Origin of the sequence: Mycobacterium sp. 050128 (assembly GCF_036409155.1) — a bacterium.
GTDB lineage: Bacteria > Actinomycetota > Actinomycetes > Mycobacteriales > Mycobacteriaceae > Mycobacterium.
This window is the reverse complement of record NZ_JAZGLW010000002.1, coordinates 473,062-491,144: the sequence shown is the minus strand read 5'-3', so window position 1 is coordinate 491,144 and position 18,083 is coordinate 473,062. Positions and strand designations below refer to the sequence as shown.

At 61.9% G+C, this 18,083-nt stretch carries 15 protein-coding genes, 1 tRNA gene and 2 pseudogenes; 13 read left to right on the top strand and 5 right to left on the bottom strand.

Going from position 1 to position 18,083, the window contains the following annotated elements; genetic code table 11:
- The first annotated feature begins 28 nt into the window (after positions 1 to 28).
- The 10 genes and pseudogenes from SKC41_RS19715 (at position 29) to SKC41_RS19670 (ending at position 8,179) form a co-directional block, all read left to right on the top strand.
- Positions 29 to 892: a ParA family protein gene (locus SKC41_RS19715; protein ID WP_330979352.1), complete on the top strand. Its 864-nt coding sequence runs from the start codon at positions 29 to 31 to the stop codon at positions 890 to 892.
- Positions 889 to 1,704, top strand: coding sequence for a segregation/condensation protein A (locus SKC41_RS19710; protein ID WP_330979351.1), 816 nt, complete (start codon positions 889 to 891; stop codon positions 1,702 to 1,704). The genes SKC41_RS19715 and SKC41_RS19710 overlap by 4 nt, the downstream gene beginning before the upstream one ends.
- 88 nt (positions 1,705 to 1,792) lie before the next feature.
- Complete coding sequence (gene scpB / locus SKC41_RS19705) at positions 1,793 to 2,485, top strand: SMC-Scp complex subunit ScpB (protein ID WP_442931730.1); 693 nt, start codon at positions 1,793 to 1,795, stop codon at positions 2,483 to 2,485.
- Positions 2,485 to 3,228 carry a pseudouridine synthase gene (locus SKC41_RS19700; RefSeq protein ID WP_330979349.1) on the top strand — a complete coding sequence of 248 codons (744 nt, stop codon included), beginning with the start codon at positions 2,485 to 2,487 and terminating at the stop codon, positions 3,226 to 3,228. The genes scpB and SKC41_RS19700 overlap by 1 nt, the downstream gene beginning before the upstream one ends.
- A gap of 56 nt (positions 3,229 to 3,284) precedes the next feature.
- On the top strand, positions 3,285 to 3,971 hold the full coding sequence (cmk, locus tag SKC41_RS19695; RefSeq protein ID WP_330979348.1) for a (d)CMP kinase: 687 nt from the start codon (positions 3,285 to 3,287) through the stop codon (positions 3,969 to 3,971).
- Positions 3,968 to 5,368, top strand: coding sequence for a ribosome biogenesis GTPase Der (gene der / locus SKC41_RS19690; RefSeq protein WP_330979347.1), 1,401 nt, complete (start codon positions 3,968 to 3,970; stop codon positions 5,366 to 5,368). The genes cmk and der overlap by 4 nt, the downstream gene beginning before the upstream one ends.
- Before the next feature lie 252 nt (positions 5,369 to 5,620).
- Positions 5,621 to 6,399: pseudogene (locus SKC41_RS19685) on the top strand (SDR family NAD(P)-dependent oxidoreductase).
- A 16-nt stretch (positions 6,400 to 6,415) separates the two neighbouring features.
- Positions 6,416 to 7,240 (top strand): cyclase family protein, encoded by an 825-nt coding sequence (locus SKC41_RS19680; RefSeq protein WP_330979346.1) that lies wholly within the window; start codon positions 6,416 to 6,418, stop codon positions 7,238 to 7,240.
- 1 nt (position 7,241) lies between these two features.
- Complete coding sequence (locus tag SKC41_RS19675) at positions 7,242 to 8,042, top strand: IclR family transcriptional regulator (RefSeq protein ID WP_330979345.1); 801 nt, start codon at positions 7,242 to 7,244, stop codon at positions 8,040 to 8,042.
- Between the two features lie 60 nt (positions 8,043 to 8,102).
- Positions 8,103 to 8,179, top strand: a tRNA-Pro gene (locus SKC41_RS19670).
- Between the two features lie 101 nt (positions 8,180 to 8,280).
- Here SKC41_RS19670 and SKC41_RS19665 read toward each other — a convergent pair.
- Entirely contained in the window at positions 8,281 to 8,394 is a 114-nt protein-coding gene (locus SKC41_RS19665; RefSeq protein ID WP_330979568.1) for a hypothetical protein, read from the bottom strand.
- 260 nt (positions 8,395 to 8,654) lie between these two features.
- Here SKC41_RS19665 and SKC41_RS19660 point away from each other — a divergent pair, with 260 nt between their 5' ends.
- Positions 8,655 to 11,300 carry a hypothetical protein gene (locus SKC41_RS19660; protein ID WP_330979344.1) on the top strand — a complete coding sequence of 882 codons (2,646 nt, stop codon included), beginning with the start codon at positions 8,655 to 8,657 and terminating at the stop codon, positions 11,298 to 11,300.
- A 38-nt stretch (positions 11,301 to 11,338) separates the two neighbouring features.
- Here SKC41_RS19660 and SKC41_RS19655 read toward each other — a convergent pair whose 3' ends face one another.
- From SKC41_RS19655 to SKC41_RS19640, 4 genes and pseudogenes are all read right to left on the bottom strand, one after another.
- Complete coding sequence (locus SKC41_RS19655; RefSeq protein WP_330979343.1) at positions 11,339 to 12,253, bottom strand: hypothetical protein; 915 nt, start codon at positions 12,251 to 12,253, stop codon at positions 11,339 to 11,341.
- Between the two features lie 109 nt (positions 12,254 to 12,362).
- A complete protein-coding gene (locus tag SKC41_RS19650; RefSeq protein WP_330979342.1) occupies positions 12,363 to 13,505 on the bottom strand; it encodes a hypothetical protein in 1,143 nt (380 codons plus the stop codon).
- A 138-nt stretch (positions 13,506 to 13,643) separates the two neighbouring features.
- On the bottom strand, positions 13,644 to 15,602 hold the full coding sequence (locus SKC41_RS19645; RefSeq protein WP_330979567.1) for a DUF4185 domain-containing protein: 1,959 nt from the start codon (positions 15,600 to 15,602) through the stop codon (positions 13,644 to 13,646).
- Positions 15,603 to 15,650: 48 nt separating this feature from the next.
- Positions 15,651 to 16,349, bottom strand: a pseudogene (locus SKC41_RS19640) (DUF1906 domain-containing protein); the annotation flags it as partial.
- Between the two features lie 620 nt (positions 16,350 to 16,969).
- Between SKC41_RS19640 and SKC41_RS19635 the strand changes: the two are divergent.
- Entirely contained in the window at positions 16,970 to 17,464 is a 495-nt protein-coding gene (locus SKC41_RS19635; protein ID WP_330979341.1) for a hypothetical protein, read from the top strand.
- On the top strand, positions 17,461 to 18,066 hold the full coding sequence (locus SKC41_RS19630) for a protease inhibitor I42 family protein (RefSeq protein WP_330979340.1): 606 nt from the start codon (positions 17,461 to 17,463) through the stop codon (positions 18,064 to 18,066). Before SKC41_RS19635 ends, SKC41_RS19630 begins: the two co-directional genes overlap by 4 nt.
- Positions 18,067 to 18,083: the final 17 nt, after the last annotated feature.

The window sequence follows — 18,083 nt, the reverse complement described above, 5'->3', positions numbered from 1 at the left end:
CGATGTTCACCTTCGCAACACCCCGGGCATGACCGACCAGCCTGACGGCGGCGTCGAGATTGGCCTTACTGGGCGCCCGCCGCGGGCGATCCCGGAGCCCCAGCCACGCACCTCGCACGGCCCGGCCAAGGTGATTGCGATGTGCAACCAGAAGGGTGGCGTCGGCAAAACCACCTCGACGATCAACCTGGGTGCCGCGCTCGCCGAGTACGGCCGGCGGGTGTTGCTGGTGGACATGGATCCGCAGGGCGCGCTGTCCGCGGGCCTCGGCGTCCCGCACTACGAGCTGGAAAAGACCATTCACAACGTGCTGGTCGAGCCGCGGGTGTCGATTGAAGACGTGCTGCTGTCCACCCGGGTCAAATACCTGGACCTGGTGCCCAGCAACATCGACCTGTCGGCCGCCGAGATCCAGCTGGTCAACGAGGTGGGCCGGGAGCAGACGCTGGGTCGCGCGCTGCATCCGGTGCTGGACCGCTACGACTATGTCTTGATCGACTGCCAGCCGTCGCTCGGCCTGCTCACGGTCAACGGGCTGGCCTGCTCCGACGGCGTGGTCATTCCGACCGAGTGCGAGTTCTTCTCGCTGCGCGGCCTGGCGCTGCTCACCGATACCGTGGACAAGGTGCGCGACCGGCTCAACCCGAAGCTCGAGATCAGCGGCATCCTGCTGACCCGCTACGACCCGCGCACGGTCAACGCCCGTGAGGTGATGGCCCGGGTCGTCGAACGCTTCGGTGACCTGGTGTTCGACACCGTGATCACCCGGACCGTGCGTTTCCCGGAGACCAGTGTGGCGGGCGAACCCATCACCACCTGGGCGCCGAAGTCGACGGGCGCCATCGCCTATCGCGCTTTGGCCCGCGAGTTCATCGACCGATTCGGCGCGTGAACGACACAGCCAATGGTGAGGCGGCTGCGCAGAACGGCTCCTCGACCGGTTTCCAAGTCCGCCTCACCAACTTCGAGGGGCCGTTCGATCTGCTGCTGCAGCTGATCTTCGCGCATCGTCTCGACGTGACCGAGGTGGCGCTGCACCAGGTCACCGACGACTTCATCGCCTACACCCGCGAGATCGGCGCCCAGCTCGACCTCGAGGAGACCACCGCGTTCCTCGTGGTCGCCGCCACCCTGCTGGATCTCAAGGCCGCGCGGCTGCTGCCGGCCGGACAGATCGACGACGAGGAAGACCTCGCCCTGCTCGAGGTGCGCGACCTGCTCTTCGCCCGGCTGCTGCAGTACCGCGCGTTCAAGCACGTCGCGGAGATGTTCGCCGAGCTGGAAGCCACCGCGCTACGCAGCTACCCGCGTGCGGTGTCGCTGGAGGACCGGTTCACCGAACTGCTGCCGGAAGTGATGATCGGTGTCGACGCCGAGCGTTTCGCCCAGATCGCCGCGGTCGCGTTCAGCCCGCGGCCGGTGCCGACGGTGTCCATCGGCCACCTGCACGAGCTTCAGGTCTCGGTGCCCGAGCAGGCCCAGAAGCTGCTGTCGATGCTCGAAGCTCGGGGCAGCGGCCACTGGGCCACGTTCTCCGAGCTGGTCGCCGACTGTGAGGTACCGATGGAAGTGGTAGGACGCTTCCTGGCGCTGCTCGAGCTGTATCGCTCCCGGGCGGTAGCATTCGACCAGTCGGAGCCGCTTGGCGTGCTCCAGATTTCGTGGACCGGGGAGCGTCCGACCACCGAAATACGGGACGAATAAATGACTCGCGCCGTGACGATGCAGAGCGCAGCGATGTGGGGGTACCGCCCGCTTGCGGGGGAGAGGAGGGGCGCTCGTGACTGAAGACTTGCCCGACCTCGATCTCGACCCGGGTATCGAAGGCATCCCCGACATCGCCGAAGCAGCGCCGCTGGACGACGAGGAGCTGCGCGGCGTGCTGGAGGCGCTGTTGCTGGTGGTGGACACCCCGGTCGCCGAGGAGGCGCTGGGCGCCGCCACCGGGCAGCCCGTCTATCGGATAGCCGCGAAACTGCAGCTGATGGCCGAGGAGCTCACGCAACGCGACAGCGGCATCGACCTGCGTAAGACCGGCGAGGGGTGGCGGATGTACACCCGCGCCAAGTACGCGCCCTACGTGGAGAAGCTGCTGCTGGACGGCGCTCGCTCCAAGCTCACCCGGGCCGCGCTGGAGACCCTGGCCGTGGTGGCCTACCGCCAGCCCGTGACCCGTGCGCGGGTCAGCGCGGTGCGCGGGGTCAACGTCGACGCCGTCATCCGAACCCTGTTGGCGCGCGGCCTGATCACCGAGGCCGGCGTCGACGAGGACAGCGGCGCGGCCACCTTCGCCACCACCGAGCTGTTCTTGGAGCGGCTGGGGCTGGAGTCGTTGACCGACCTGCCCGACATCGCGCCGCTGCTTCCCGACGTCGACTCGATCGAGGACCTGAGCGAATCCCTGGACAGCGAGCCACGTTTCATCAAACTGGCGGGTGGCCAGACGCCCGAACAGTCGCTTTCGTTTGACGTGGACCAGGATTGATGGCCGACGATCAGGGGATCCGGCTGCAAAAAGTGTTGTCCCAGGCCGGAATTGCGTCACGCCGAGCCGCCGAGAAGTTGATCATCGACGGTCGCGTCGAAGTGGACGGGCAGGTGGTGACCGAGCTGGGCACCCGCGTCGACCCCGACGCTTCCGTGATCCGCGTGGACGGCGCCAGGATCGCCGTCGACGAGACGCAGGTTTATCTAGCGCTGAACAAGCCGCTGGGGATGCAGTCGACGATGTCCGACGACCGCGGCCGGCCGTGCATCGGCGACCTGGTCGAACGGCGAGTGCGAGGGAACAAGAAGCTCTTTCACGTGGGACGGTTGGACGCCGACACCGAGGGGCTGATCCTGCTGACCAACGACGGTGAGCTGGCGCACCGTTTGATGCACCCCTCCCACGAAGTGCCCAAGACATATCTGGCCACGGTCGCTGGAACGGTACCGCGCGGTCTGGGCAAGCAATTGCGGGCCGGAATCGAGTTGGAGGACGGCCCCGCGCGTGTCGACGACTTCGCGGTGGTGGACGCCATTCCCGGAAAAACGTTGGTGCGCTTGACGTTGCACGAAGGCCGCAATCGGATTGTGCGCCGGATGCTGGCGGCGGTGGGTTTCCCGGTGGAGTCGCTGGTACGCACCGAGCTCGGTGGGATCGCGCTGGGTAAGCAGCGGCCGGGCAGCATCCGGGCGCTGAGTCAGGGCGAGATCGGCCAACTGTACCAAGCGGTGGGCTTGTGAGCGGAACGAGCGGAACAAACGCAGTGAGTGACGGGAGTGGAGCGAACCATCGGCCTGTGACGGGCGGTGTCGTGGTGGCGATCGACGGCCCGGCTGGAACCGGAAAGTCTTCGGTGTCAAAGGGATTGGCGGAAGCGCTGAGGGCGCGCTACCTGGACACCGGCGGGATGTACCGAATGGTGACGTTGGCCGTGTTGCGCGCCGGGATCGACCCCGCCGACGCAGAAGCGGTCGCAGGGGTCGCCGAGACGGTGCAGATGTCGGTCGACTACCGCCCCGAGGGCGATCGTTATTTCCTTGCCGGAGAGGATGTCTCGGCCGAGATTCGCGGCGACGAGGTTACCGGTGCGGTGTCGGCGGTGTCCTCGGTTGCCGCCGTACGGACCCGGCTGGTCGCCTTGCAGCGCGAAATGGCACAAGGGCCGGGCGATGTCGTCGTTGAGGGCCGCGACATCGGGACGGTGGTGTTGCCGGACGCGCCGGTGAAGATCTTCTTGACCGCGTCGGCCGAGACCCGCGCCCGTCGGCGCAATGACCAGAACATCGCCGCGGGTTTGGCCGACGATTACGACGGGGTCCTGGCCGATGTGCGCCGCCGGGATCATCTGGACTCTACCCGCACGCTGTCGCCGTTGCGACCGGCGGCGGACGCGGTGATCGTCGACACCAGCGACATGACCGAGGCGCAGGTGATCGATCACCTGCTGGAGTTGGTCAAGCAGCGAAGCGAGGCAGTGCGGTGAGTCAGGACGGTACCTGGTCCGACGAAAGCGATTGGGAGGTCGTCGATTCCGATTCGGGAGACTTCGACGAGCCCGGTCCAGCGCCGGTGGTGGCCATTGTCGGCCGGCCCAACGTCGGCAAGTCGACCTTGGTCAACCGGATCCTGGGCCGGCGCGAAGCGGTGGTGCAGGACATTCCGGGCGTGACTCGGGACCGGGTTTCCTACGACGCGCTGTGGACCGGTCGCCGGTTCGTCGTGCAGGACACCGGGGGCTGGGAGCCCGACGCCAAGGGCCTGCAACAGCTGGTGGCCGAGCAGGCGTCGGTGGCGATGCGTACCGCCGACGCGATCATCCTGGTGGTCGACGCCACGGTCGGTGCCACCAGCGCCGACGAGGCCGCTGCCCGCATCCTGCTGCGCTCCGGCAAGCCAGTCTTCTTGGCCGCCAACAAAGTTGACAGCGAGAAGGTCGAATCCGACGCGGCCGCGCTGTGGTCGCTGGGTCTGGGCGAGCCACATGCGGTCAGTGCGATCCACGGCCGCGGTGTGGCCGATCTGCTCGACGACGTGCTCGCCGTGTTGCCCGAGGTGTCCGAGGCGGCACCGGCGCCCGGCGGTCCGCGCCGGGTGGCGCTGGTCGGCAAGCCCAACGTCGGCAAGAGCTCGCTGCTGAACAAGCTGGCCGGCGACGAGCGCTCGGTCGTGCACGACGTCGCGGGAACCACGGTCGATCCGGTGGACTCGCTGATCGAATTGGGCGGCAAGATATGGCGTTTCGTCGACACCGCGGGCTTGCGCCGCAAGGTCGGGCAGGCCAGCGGGCACGAGTTCTACGCGTCGGTGCGCACGCACTCGGCCATCGATTCGGCCGAGGTGGTGCTCGTGCTGATCGACGCGTCGCAGCCGCTGACAGAACAGGACCAGCGGGTGCTGAGCATGGTGATCGAGGCCGGCCGGGCGCTGGTGCTGGCCTTCAACAAGTGGGATCTGGTCGACGAGGACCGCCGCGAGTTGCTGGACCGCGAGATCGACCGCGAACTGGCGCAGCTGCAGTGGGCCGAGCGGGTCAACATCTCCGCCAAGACGGGACGGGCCGTGCAGAAGCTGGTGCCGGCGATGGAGACCGCGCTGGCATCGTGGGATGCCCGGATTGCGACCGGCCCGCTGAACGCCTGGCTCAAGGAAGTCGTGGCGGCCACGCCGCCTCCGGTGCGCGGCGGCAAGCAGCCCCGCATCCTGTTCGCCACCCAGGCCACTGCCCGGCCGCCGACTTTCGTCCTGTTCGCCACCGGCTTCCTCGAGGCCGGCTACCGACGGTTCCTGGAGCGGCGGCTGCGCGAGACGTTCGGGTTCGACGGCAGCCCGATCCGTATCAACGTGCGGGTCCGCGAAAAGCGCACCGCCAAGCGCCGCTGACTGTCGGGCTGTAACGCCCCCGTCCCTTCGCGTCGAGTGCGCGTCCAAGGCGCCCCGAGCGACCACTCGCCACCCTGACCGCCCACTCGCCGCCCTGACCGCGCACTCGGCGACCCCTCAGGCGCTACTTCCCACAATGCGGCTGATGATGTCTACATCACAGGAATCAACGTTGACTTCAGCGACGACTCAGCACTAACGTCTTCTTGTATAACGGGATGCAATACCCGTGATGCGGGACTTAGTGGAGGCATCGTGAACGCGTCGCGATTCAGCGTGCAGGACAAGTCGATCCTGATCACCGGCGCGACCGGCTCCTTGGGCAGCGCGGCGACCCGGGCCCTGGCCGAGGCCGGGGCGCGGCTGACACTGACCGGAGGCAACACCGAGCGGCTGGCCGAGCTCGCTGCCGAGACGGGCCGGCACGACCTGGCGGTGGTGGTCCGCCGCCCCGATACCCGGCCGACGCCCAGGCCATGGTCGATGCCGCGGTGGCCAAGCACGGCCGGCTCGACGGCGTCCTGGTTGCCTCGGGCATGAACCACGTCCAGCCGATCACCGAGATGGCCGTCGACGACTTCGACGACGTGATGAAGGCCAACGCGCGCGGCGCCTGGCTGGTATGCCAGGCGGCCGGACGCGTGCTGCTAGAGCAGGGCGGGGGAGGCAGCGTCGTGCTGGTTTCCTCGGTGCGCGGCAGCCTCGGTCATCCCGCCGGCTACAGCGCCTACTGCCCGTCGAAAGCGGCGACCGACCTGCTGGCCAAGTCGTTGGCCGCCGAGTGGGGCGCACAGGGAATACGGGTAAATGCCCTGGCGCCAACGGTTTTCCGCTCGGAGTTGACCGAGTGGATGTATGCCGACGACGAGAAGGGACGCAAGACCCGCGAGGCGATGTTCGCACGAATCCCGTTGCGCCGCTTCGCCGAACCGGAAGACTTCATCGGCGCGTTGATCTATCTGCTCAGCGACGCGTCGAGTTTCTATACCGGCCAGGTGATGTACCTGGACGGCGGCTACACCGCATGCTGATACGAAAGGAACTGTCGTGCCAATGAGCTGGCCGCTTGGCGACGCCGAATCGAAGCTGGAGTTCTACGATCTGTCGCACCCCTGGGGACATGGTGTGCCGGCGTGGCCGTACTTCGAGGACGTCAAGATCGAACGACTGCACAACATGGCCAGAAGCCGCGTCCTCACCCAAAAGATCACCACGGTAATGCATTCCGGCACGCACATCGACGCGCCGGGCCACGTGATCGAAGGCACGCCACTGCTCGACGAGATCCCACTGAGCGCATTCTTCGGCACCGGGGTTGTGGTGTCGATCCCGAAGAAGAAGTGGGAGGTCGTCACGGCCGAGGACCTGGAGAGGGCCACGCCGCAGATCCGGCCGGGCGACATCGTCATCGTCAACACCGGCTGGCACCACAACTACGCCGACAGCGCCGAGTACTACGCGTATTCGCCGGGCTTTTACAAGGAAGCCGGGGAGTGGTTCGCGGCCAAGGGCGTCAAAGCCGTCGGCACGGATACCCAGGCTCTCGATCATCCGTTGGCCACCTCGATCGGTCCGCACGGCCCCGCCGAACACACGGGTGGTCTATTGCCTTGGGCGGTAAAGGAATACGAAGAGCAAACCGGCCACAAGGTGCTTGACGACTTCCCGGAATGGGAGCCCTGCCACCGCGCGATTCTGTCCAAGGGGATCTACGGCTTCGAGAACGTGGGTGGCGACGTGGACAAGGTCACCGGCAAGCGGGTCACCTTCGCGGCTTTCCCGTGGCGCTGGGTCGGTGGCGACGGCTGTATCGTGCGGCTGGTGGCGATCACCGACCCCAGCGGCACCTATCGGCTCGAGACCGGAGCCTGACATGAGTGTGGACGCAGAAGAGGCCCGCGGCAGCGGAATTCAGGTCATCGCGCGCGCGGCCGAGATGCTGCGGCTGCTGCAGGCGCATCCCGGCGGGCTGAACCAGGCCGAGATCGGCGAGCGGCTGGGCATGGCGCGTTCGACCGTGAGCCGGATCCTCAATGCGCTCGACGACGAGGGGCTGGTGGCCTCGCGAGCGGCGCGGGGTCGCTATCGGCTGGGACCCGAGATCGCCCGCATGGCCACCACCGTGCGCCGCAGCGTCGTGTTCGACGTACACCCGTTCATCGAGGAGCTGTCCCGGGAACTGGAGGAGACCGTCGACCTGTCGATCCTGGACGGCGACCGCGCGACCTTCGTCGACCAGGTGGTCTCGCCGCACCGGCTGCGGGCGATCAGCGCGGTGGGTGAGTCGTTTCCGCTGCACTGTTGCGCCAACGGCAAGGCGCTGCTGGCCAATCTGTCGGCCGAGGAGCAAGCCCGTGCGCTGCCGAGTCGGCTCGCCAAGCTCACCGCGAACACGATCACGACGCCGGCGGCGTTGCGCAAAGAGCTCGACCGCGTCAAAGCCGAAGGCGTGGCGTATGACCGCGAAGAGCAGAGCGAAGGGATCTGCGCGGTGGGTGCGGTACTGAAGAACGTGGGCGACGAGATGGTCGCGGTGAGCGTGCCCGTTCCGTCGCAGCGGTTCTACCGCCGCGAATCCGAGCTTGCCCAGGCGCTGCTGGCCTGGGTCGAAAAGGTCGACGCCTGGTTCGCCAAAGCCGGCGACCACGAGGCTCGCAGGTCAGCCGGGCAATAGCGGTTCGGCGCCGCGGCTGCGGTAGGCTTTCGACCTGCTGCTGGTGGACTCATCGGCACACGGGCTGTGGCGCAGTTTGGTAGCGCACTTGACTGGGGGTCAAGTGGTCGCAGGTTCAAATCCTGTCAGCCCGACCATAGAAAATAGGCTCTGAGCTGCTTTGATGTCTTGAGCAGTAGTTCAGACGACCCGGCGCTTGCTTGGGCTTGTCTGAGACCACAAGTGCTTCGACAGCAGCTCACCGGCACCCGCACAGTGGGCGATCCGGGTGCAGGAAACGCAGCGTCGTGCGCAGGTCCGCATGACCAGCGATCTTCCGGAGTACGTGCCCGGGCACGCCGGTGCCAGCCATCCACGTCAGCCCTGTGTGCCGCAGGCTGTGATGCTTGAGCTCCTCGTAGCTAAGCGTGGTACGACCTCCTCCCAGCAAGTTGCATCCGAAGCGTGGCCGTGGTGATCCGCCCACACCTCTTGCCGGTGACAAGGCTGGCGCTAGCCAAAGGGCTCGACGTGAGGGACTTTTGACACTAGTGGGCTGCGCTTTTGCATGCATAACGTTGAAAGCGTTTCAGCAGGTTTACAACAGGGACATTAGAGCAGACGGGCAAATCAATGTCTGACAGCGAAAAAGATAACGCCTTCGATCCCTTGAATGATCCGTATCCAGAGGAGTTTGAGTTCCTTCACATCGGCACGGCGATCAATGCAGATACCAATCGCCTCCTCGCCGGTGCCGAGGCATTCGATACGCAACTTTTGGAACAAGCGGGCCTGCTAGACCGTGGCCCCGGTAAGTCGGTGACCGATGTGTACGGCGACGGTTCTAGCACCGAATCGCAAGACGCATGGGCGTGGAGTGTATCTGGGTCCCTGACTCTGAAAACCGGCATTATCGATGCTTCCGCGAAGTTTTACGTTCAACAATCCCTCAACGCCTGCCGGCGTTCATCGCGAATGAAGGTCTTCGGGAGGAGGATAAATTCGACAGCCATCACATTTAAAAAGGGCACCCACCAACAATTATTGGACTGCAGAACGAAACTGTTCGCCGAGAAGATGGATTACGTGTTGAAGGCCGCCGAGGCCTTCAATGAGCGTGACCTCGCCAGCGTCTCAGTCCTAATCGGTGCACTGGCCGACTTCTACGACACCTTCGGCACGGGTTATGTTGACGAGCTCGATGAGGCGGGCGTGGGGATCTTCGAAGGCACTTTGCAAGACACCAGTGTCCTCACGGAGGACACCTTCGGTATCGGGGGTGGCGTCTCGGTGTCCCTTCCTTTGGTCAGTGCGGGGATTGCGGCGGACTACTTGAAGAAGCTAAGGAACGCCACCGCCGCGAAGAAATTCACGGTGCGGGCTGCCGGCCGTCCCCTCGGCTGCACGCCCCTGGATTGGGCGCAGACCCAGGCCGACCGCTTTGAAAATAACGGCATTGAAAAGTGCGCCAATCCCGAGGTGTGGGAGGCGGTGTTCGAGAAGCCTCCGGTGTCGGAGGTGCCGGAAAACGCCCCGAAGGATCTTCCTTCTGGGACGGGCCTATCCAAGACCTTCCTCTCAGCTGACATGTCCCTGGCGGCGGAGTCGGTCTATGCGAGAGAAGATGTGACAGAAGCTGTGCAGACAGATGCGATCAGGGCCGCGATCAGCACCGCGATCGAAATGATTCAGTACGAGCGGCTAGATCCTGAGATCCAGAACAAGTACTCGAACCGCAAGCAGGCGTTGCGGGCCGAGTTCGCCACGCTGCAGAGCCAGGCGCGCACCGCGGAAGAGATCAACGACCTAGCAGCCCGACGGCTACAGTCCAACCCGGCGGCGCTCTCGCCCGGCCCCACGGCACGATCCCTGCTCAACGTCGATGCGGTCTATTCCGCCGGCGCGGCCGTGGAGGGTGCGCGGGACCCATCTTCCGCATATACCCCGCGTAGCTACGTCTACCAGCCCTGGTCGTATCGGTTCCCTGAGCTGGGCGACATTAGCAAGATGTGCACACCCGCCCAGGTCGTGTTCGGCCAAGCCCTGGTCTGGTTTTCGATCCGGGCTGTTTTCGCCCAGTACCTCGACTACTGCGCCCAGTACGAGGATATGCTCGGCCCAGTTATCGCAATTTCAGCCAACCAATTCCGGTACGCGCTGAAGAACGTCGGCGACTTTCTAACCGACAAACTCAAGATCGATAAGACTAAAAAGGACCTCTCCTTCGTCCAGCGTTTGGAAGTTAAACTGAAGCAAGAACTTCATATCGATCCCCATGACCCGAACCAGTTTCCGATGTACCAACACTATGAGTTCTGGATCGATAACTACACATGGCTCAAAGAAATACCCTTCGGCGTAGTGGCTATTATCGAACACGAAGGAAAATACGTTTATCAGGAAAATCCCTATCCGGACTGCCCATTGCTGAGCAAGCGCGATGAAAACAAAACCACCCAAACGCTGGATATCTTCCCGTTGGCCGGAGAGTTGGTGCGGCGTAATGCCTATCGCCTCTATCCGATTATCTCCGCAGACATCAATGGAGAACCCTACTTCATTTGGGTCGGAGAGCCGTCCCGGCTCACTGGCAATCATGACGACGCAGTCCTCAGGTTCAGTGGACTATTGTCTTTTTACCCTCAGCCGTGGGAACACCCATCGTACAAGCCAGGCAACACTGTCGGCGACTTTGATGAGACAACCTTGCCGGTGCTGATCCAGCAGAGCAAAGACGGCGCCGACGCCCTCGCTTGGGCCGAGAATGAATTTCCTAAATTCTTCGCCTGGCCCGCCGATGGCCAGCAGAAATTGAAGGAAAGATGGGACAATCGGATAGCGATGTACGGGATAAATCTGTACCCCGGCTTCGACAAAGAAGACGGCTTCGGCGCAAAATTTCTGCTCCAGAAAGCGGGGCAGCTTGCCAAAGAAGCAAGCCGCCACGGAAAAGTGCTTCCCGACATAACCGGTGAATATGAAAACGGCTGGCCCTTGCTTATCCCGAAAGAAGGGACGGCGACGAAGGCGGCCTATTCCCGCAAGCACGGTGCGATGTTTTTCTGGGGACCCGGGCCAGAAGGATGGGACCTCTTCGACCAGCGCGACATTCGCCTGGTCCCAATCGACTACAACGCGGTAAGGAATGCCAACGGTGTCAAACCCGGCGAAAACTCGCCGTACAGTGTCAAGTCCGGGGGAGGCCCTATGTGGATGCAGCCCCGGACCGATGAGCTAGTGACAAAGTTGAACGAACTCGTCGACGACCAATCGAGGTGACGCTCGCTGAAGGCCAACCCGCGCGATGATCGGCGGTCCTACCCCGCGAGGACGTCACCAGCGCCCGATTGTAAAACGATCATCATTTCACTCGTATTACTCGGGTTTGGCTGGTCAGACCTGCCGAGTTTGCCCTGAGCGGTGAGCTCGTCCGGCGGATCTGGAAAGCAGGTGAAGTGGGTTGAGGGAATCCGTAATGTCTGCTTTGCGTCGCTGTAACCCACCCTCCTCGCAATGACAGTTGCTTCATGGCATCCGCCAACGAAATGCGGATCTTTCCAAGTCCACTTTTTGCCCTGTTCGTTCCACATTACGGGCAATGCCAGATGTATGAATACGGGCTTGTCCAACCCGGTCTTTCCCCAGTAGCTATTATCTTGAGCATTGTAGATGTGAGCGCCCGGCGGATCGGAATAGACTTTGAGATAGTACCAAGCGATTGCATATTTCATTGTTTGAGTAATAACTATGGTAACGGCGCTGGTGTACGCGGGGTTTGCTTCTGGGCACTTTCCGATCTTTCCTTGAGCAGCGAGAACGTCTGGAGGATCCGAAAAGTACTGGAAATCCTCCGGGGCGCGTACTAATCGGACAACCGCATCGCCGTAATCAGGTAATCCTGCGGACAGAGTGATGTTGACATTTCCGTCAGAGAGAAAAAATTCCGGTATCGCCCAAGTGCTCTTCTCGGCATCCCATTCGACAATCTCTTGGTAATCCCACTGGGCGGGCGTATCCACTCCGGTCTTACCGATGTGCACCCAGCCCAGAATGCGAAGATCCACGAACACATCAGCCCCGGGCGGTTGCGTATAAATCTCGAGGTGACGACAGGCTACGTGCACTGTCTTCGGCGTCTCGGCGGGCGTTCCGGCGGGGGCAGAGTCGGCGAGGTCGCTTCGGGCCTCGGATTCGACGCAATTGCCCTGAGGTTCAGCATTTTCCGTAGTCATGGCAATGGACCTCCATTAGTTACTCGTCAGGTTCCGGCGGTGGACGGCACGGCCCGCGGGCCGGATTGTGCGTAATACCCGCAAGGGCAATCGCCCCTCGGGGTGCAGATTAATTGTCATGTTGGCGCCGGAATTCTGGGACAGCTGTGAGCGCGTAAGCGGTCCCGATGCCCGCGTTGAATGCTGTTTTCCTCCGATTGGCTTTTAGCTGCTGGAGGAGTTTTGCCGCCTGCGCGTCATTGTCTTGAACCTGTTTCAATTGATTCAATTGCTTGTCGATGTTTCTTATCTGGCTGACCGTTTCGCTATGAAGTTTCCTTAACCTTGCTGCCGTTGCAGAAGAGTTGTCGATGTCGGCCAGAATGGTATGGACATTGTTGAATGCCGTATAAAATCTAAAGCTGTTGTAACCGTACCCGACAAAGAAGTTTGCCAGGAGCAGTCCTCGTTCCCAGGGAAGCAGTCCCTCTTTGATCAGGGTTTGTTCGATTTTGACCATGCCCATGTCGGCGATTTGGCTGGTAAAAAACTCTCCAACGCGATGTGCGGCCAAGAGAAGATTATGCTTCTCGGCGCTAGAATTTACTGCTTCGATTATTTGGACCGCTTTCTCAACCCTGAAGGCCCACCTATCAAGAACGCTATACACACTGATTAGGGCGGACTCTTTTGAGATTGTCGTCGCAAGTTCGCCAATTTCCACCGTGAGTTCTTGCGCGGCCTGGCGCGCTTCGGCACTTGATAATCTATGCGAATTCAGCGCAAGTTGAAGGGATTCCAATCGGCCTTTCTTTTCGAGATATCTTGACCATAGGATGCCGCTATTGAAATGGTGAGTCTGTAGTGCTTCGGCAACAGGGCCGCCAACCCCGACCAGCAGATCTAAGCAGGTCATCACAGCACCTGTCTGCGCTTCCTGGCTTTCCTGCACCCAGTAGTCGAGTTCTCCTTGCCAGTCGCGTTTGCTTTCCAGTTGTTCCAGTGCGTTAAGGAGCAGTCCTCCGCGGTGAGCAAGATCGGCCCGAATAACGCTGAGACCTTTTTGCCGCTCCCTGACGTCTTTGTGAACTTGGCTTTCAGCTGGCGGTTGGATCTGGCCCGGGTCTTGCGTATAAGTCGGAGTCTGGCTGTCCTGATCAGAAGTAGGGTCCTCATCTTCTGTTTCCGGATAGTCGGAGTGGACGTGCTGGATTTGGCTCTCAAGGTCGGCATACGCATCGCTGAGATCAGGCCAGCCATAATCGGTGTCCATGAAGCGCGCAAACCTCCCTAAGTAGACGGCTCGTGTAGGTGGACGTGCAGAGCAAGGTTGGTTAAGCACGCAAGTCTTCACTTCACAACCCGCCGCCGCTCGTTTCCAGGCGGGCTCCGCACAGTCTTCGGGGGCATTTCATCGACGGGACTGAGCCTTCGCCGCAGCCTTTTTGGGCTGCCTGTTGGGGTTGATTGAGGGTCGCTTTCGACCATTAATCGAGCCGACGGCGCGTTCCAAAGTCTGACCTGGCGCCGTATCCGGGGGTAGCGGGATTTTGAACTGCATTACGTGGTAGGGCCAGGGACCGGGTGCTTTCCACTGGCTGACGAGGAGATGGAAGCCGGCGTCTAGGCGCGAACCCGGGACGATGGAAGGTCCGTACAGCTGGGCCACGGCGTCACCGCCCTCGGCGCCCCAGTCGGCGCCGTGGATCGGGACGTTCATCGGCACGTTGTAGAGGTTGGAGGTGATGTCGGGGAACACCCGCAGCTCAAGCCGATATGCGAAGTTGTTGAAAACCACGAACACCCATTGACCCTGAATGCGCCGAAGGCACATCTCGCCGTAGCCGCCGTCAAGGACCGGCGTCGGTTCGTTGCCCCATGCCCATCCGTTTGCGCCGAAGCCCCACCCCTCATAGGCGCCCGGGTCGGTAAGCCGGTCGGCGGGAACGCGACGCAAAATGATCGGCGCGTCGCGTGCGACGCGGAAGGCTGTAGACATCACGTAGACGAACCCGTCGTCACCAACGTCCCAGGTCCACAGCTGCGCCAGCCCGTTGTGGATCCCGCCGTCGAAGCGGGGCCCTGGGCGGAACCAAGTGTGGCCATCATCGGTGGATTTCCAGATTTCGGTGAATCCGACGTTTCCGAACGGGAAGTGCGCGCTCGCGTGGAGGTACATCGCATTGCCGATCGTCATGACGTCCGAGGGCAACACCGTGGTGTCACCCGAGGGGAGGTGGTGGGGGTACGGCCAGAGTTGTCGAGCGTAGTTCGGGTCTCCGCCGGCCGCCTCGCTCCAAACGATGCCCTGGTCCAAATTTTTGGTATCGGAGAACAAGGCGACAGGTGCACGCCAGTCGCTGCCGGCCACCCGTGGCTCGCGGAACGTGTCGCCGAATACCGCCAAGATGCGGCCCGAGGGGGTGCGGGCCATGACGCCCAGATCCGTTGCCGCCATGCTGAACTGATCGGTTAGGCCGCCAGGGCCGGTGACATCTTTGACCTTGCTTGATAGGGACACCGGTGGTCCAGGTTCAATTGGCTTCGGCAGGACTAGTGCTTCGGGGAGTGGTGGGCGCCATCCGCTGTTCATGGCTTTCGCGAGACGATCCCGATCGGAGAACAATTGCAGCCATGTATGAGGCCCGACTCGGCCGTCGGGGATAAGGCCACGGCTGGTCTGAAACTCTGCGACCGCAGCATGCGTCTTCTCACCGAATTCACCATCGGGGAGCAGACCCGCATGGAAGACCGTGTTCAATCGGTCCTGAATGTGAGCGACATGGTCGCTGACAGACCCGCGGCCAATAGGCTCGACCTGTTCTAAATGAGTCCCCATGTTTGCCGCCGCAGTTGTTACTTCGCCAACATATTCGCTCAGCTTTTGCCGGAAGAAATCCCAGGGAAAGCCCGGGCCCACGTCGGTATGGTCACCCTTTCCGGTTGCGATCCGCACGCCGTTGTGATCTGTGATGCCCGGTTCTCCCCTCGCCGCGTCGGCGGGACTGATTACCCTTGGCTGCAGGCCATACCGGCGCGCATCACGAACCGCGATGTAGGCAGCCACCTCGATGGCGTGCCGCATCCTGTCCAACCAGTCCTGGCGGGACCACCGTGCGAACGACCCTGCGAAAGCCAAATTGATGGATTTAGAGTTGCCGGGCTCAAACACCGCGTTGGCGAGATTGTCGGTGTCAACGACGTTGTACAACTGTCCGTCGTTGTCGACGGTGTAATGGTACGAAACCTCAGAGTCGTTGTTGCACAGATAGTTGGCGAGATTTCGCGCAGACTTGCTGTACCCGTCCTCGGTGTGCAGCACGAACCACAAGACCTCGGCCTTGCGGGAATCGAAATAGGGGCTTTCCATGTCAGTGTGCTCGTCGAAGTCGGGTTTCGGCACTGTCGCGTGGTCTGGTCGGTCAAGACTCCACTGGCCGAAATCGTCTGCGAGAACTTCGTCTTCGTCGACAGCGATGTCGGTCACGCGGGGACCGGGGTGTGACGCGGTGTCGATGACGTCCTGGTAGAGCACCGCCGAGGGCTCCCGGTAACCGCACGACCAGGCTTTCGTTTGCCAGACCCAACGACGACCCGGCGTCGTCGAGTACCCTACGACGCCGTCGTCGATCGCCCAGGCGCATACGCGGGAGTTGCCGTAGATACCGGTACGGTCAACTCCCAGAACAGAGTTGATCCCGCGGAACCACTCGACGGCCACGCTGTTCCAGCGATCGAGATCGATGTCCTCATCGATCGTGAAGAAGATTGGCGCCGAGTCTGGCCCCCCGGCAGCTTTGTGAAGCCGCATCGCGGTCTGCGCATCAGCAACCCCGCCAGCGAAACCGCGGGTAAAATCTGAGGGCGCGGATCCGCCCGGCTTGCCATATTGGAAGTTGCTCACAATTTGCAGACCCTGAGCGCGTAGCGCGTCGGCGTACTCGCGGGCTACGGGCTTTGCGCCGAAGGCGGTGCCGGGACGCGATTCCGACACATAGGCGATCACGCCGCGATACCCGGCAGCTTTGATGGCGTCTGGTGGGATTTGATGGGCAGAAAAATCGATGAGCTTCACAATTTCCCCTTGCCGAAGGCAAACGATTTGCGTGATTTCCAAGTTTTTGCGACGCCGTTCCGCTCCGCGCCTGCTCTCCTGTCCTACTGCGGAAAATCTCCGCAAGTACGAACAAAACAGATTGTTTCCCGCGTAACACGTTTTTAGCCTTCACGTGTTGCCCTCGAGTCTTGGCTTGGGCGTCACCCCGACCAAGGGACTTTAGGCCCCAAGTGTCTCGACGAACGACACCTGTAGTTTCCCGCCCCACTACCGACCCACCCTTGGTGCCTCGACCGGCGTGGGCACACGGGGCTGAGCGTGTGTTTCCCTAGGAGGCGTTTTTTGGAAAATCCTCATTTGTGATATATCAATTTGGACGTATTATGCTACATAGAGTTATTCTTTCCTTTCGCCGCGAGAGTCCCAAACGATCGCCTCACTCGGGGGCTCGATCTTGACGAATCGAATTCGAGGAAAATTCGTCGAATGAACCGACCAATCAGCACGTATAGCCCAAGCCCCGTAATACGCTGATTCGCACGGTCTGCTGACCCTATTCTTCGCGGCTTCGAGGACTGGGGCCGTTCGTCTCTAGCGTCGATGGGCTTTTGGCCCTATATCGGCGCGCACCATCTGGGGAGGCTGGTGACATCCACCAAATAGGAACAGGGAGGGTACCTATGGCTGACGCATTGGCCCACGCCGCCTCCGACGTCGAAGGCGTCTTACAGAACGATGCGCGACGTCGTTCCGTGAGTTTTGGTACCGCAATTCTGGTGGTAGCAGATGTGGTAGTCGCGGCGGGCGCTCCGCTGTGGGATCAATACTTCACGGAATCTGACACGGCGCTGCAGGTAGGCGCTGCGGTGATTGCGGTCACCACCTTTCTGGGTGTTTGGCTTCTGCAGCGGAACGCGGGGGCCGGCCGGCATGATAAGAACTCGATGCGCGATGGCATTGCTGCCGCGTTCGTTGTCACCTATCTTGTCACTGCCGGTTGGGCGGCGTTTTTGATCACGTCGAAGGACAGAACATTGTCTGCCTTGGCTGAAAATTTGATTCCAAACTTCACGGTGCTGACCGGGATCGTTGTTGGCGGTTATTTCGGGGCAGACGCCGTTAAACAGGTCACTTTGATAAATGCACAGCGTCGCCAAGAAGGCAGCGAAGCATGAAGTTTGAGGGATTTCTCTACGTCAAGCTTGGTCGGGTCGGGACGAAAAGCGAGGGACCGGACTACTGGCTGCAGACGCGTGACGGCGATTGCCTGCTCCATTTCCATGAGCGAGAACTCTCCCTCCCGGATTTCGAGCTGGAGTTCTACAACCGCCACGTCGTGGAGTTAGAGGGGGAGCTCGAGAAGCCCAACTTCATTCGAGTGGTCGCCCTGCCGCCTCTACGTGGCCGGGACCTGGGCGGGCCGGGTGGGGATCCTGCTGCAGCTATCGATGTCTACTACGGCGATGTGATGAACGTGATGGAGCGATCCATTCTCTCCAATATTGACGTGGCTGTCGGTGACATGCTGAAAATCCGCCTAGGCTCGAATCCAACCACCGGATACAGTTGGACAACCGACACAGAGATCGGCGATTCCACCGTCGTACAGCAAACCAGTCACGAGTGGGAAGGACCGATCGGCCCGCCGCTGGTTCTGGGGGAACCGGGCCAAGATGTCTGGATGTTCAAGGCTTTGAAGGCAGGCACAACTACCATTACGGCTGACTACAAGCAGCCGTGGGCTGGTGGAGAAGAAGCGTGCACTTTTGAGTGCTAGCGTTACCGTGCACTAGT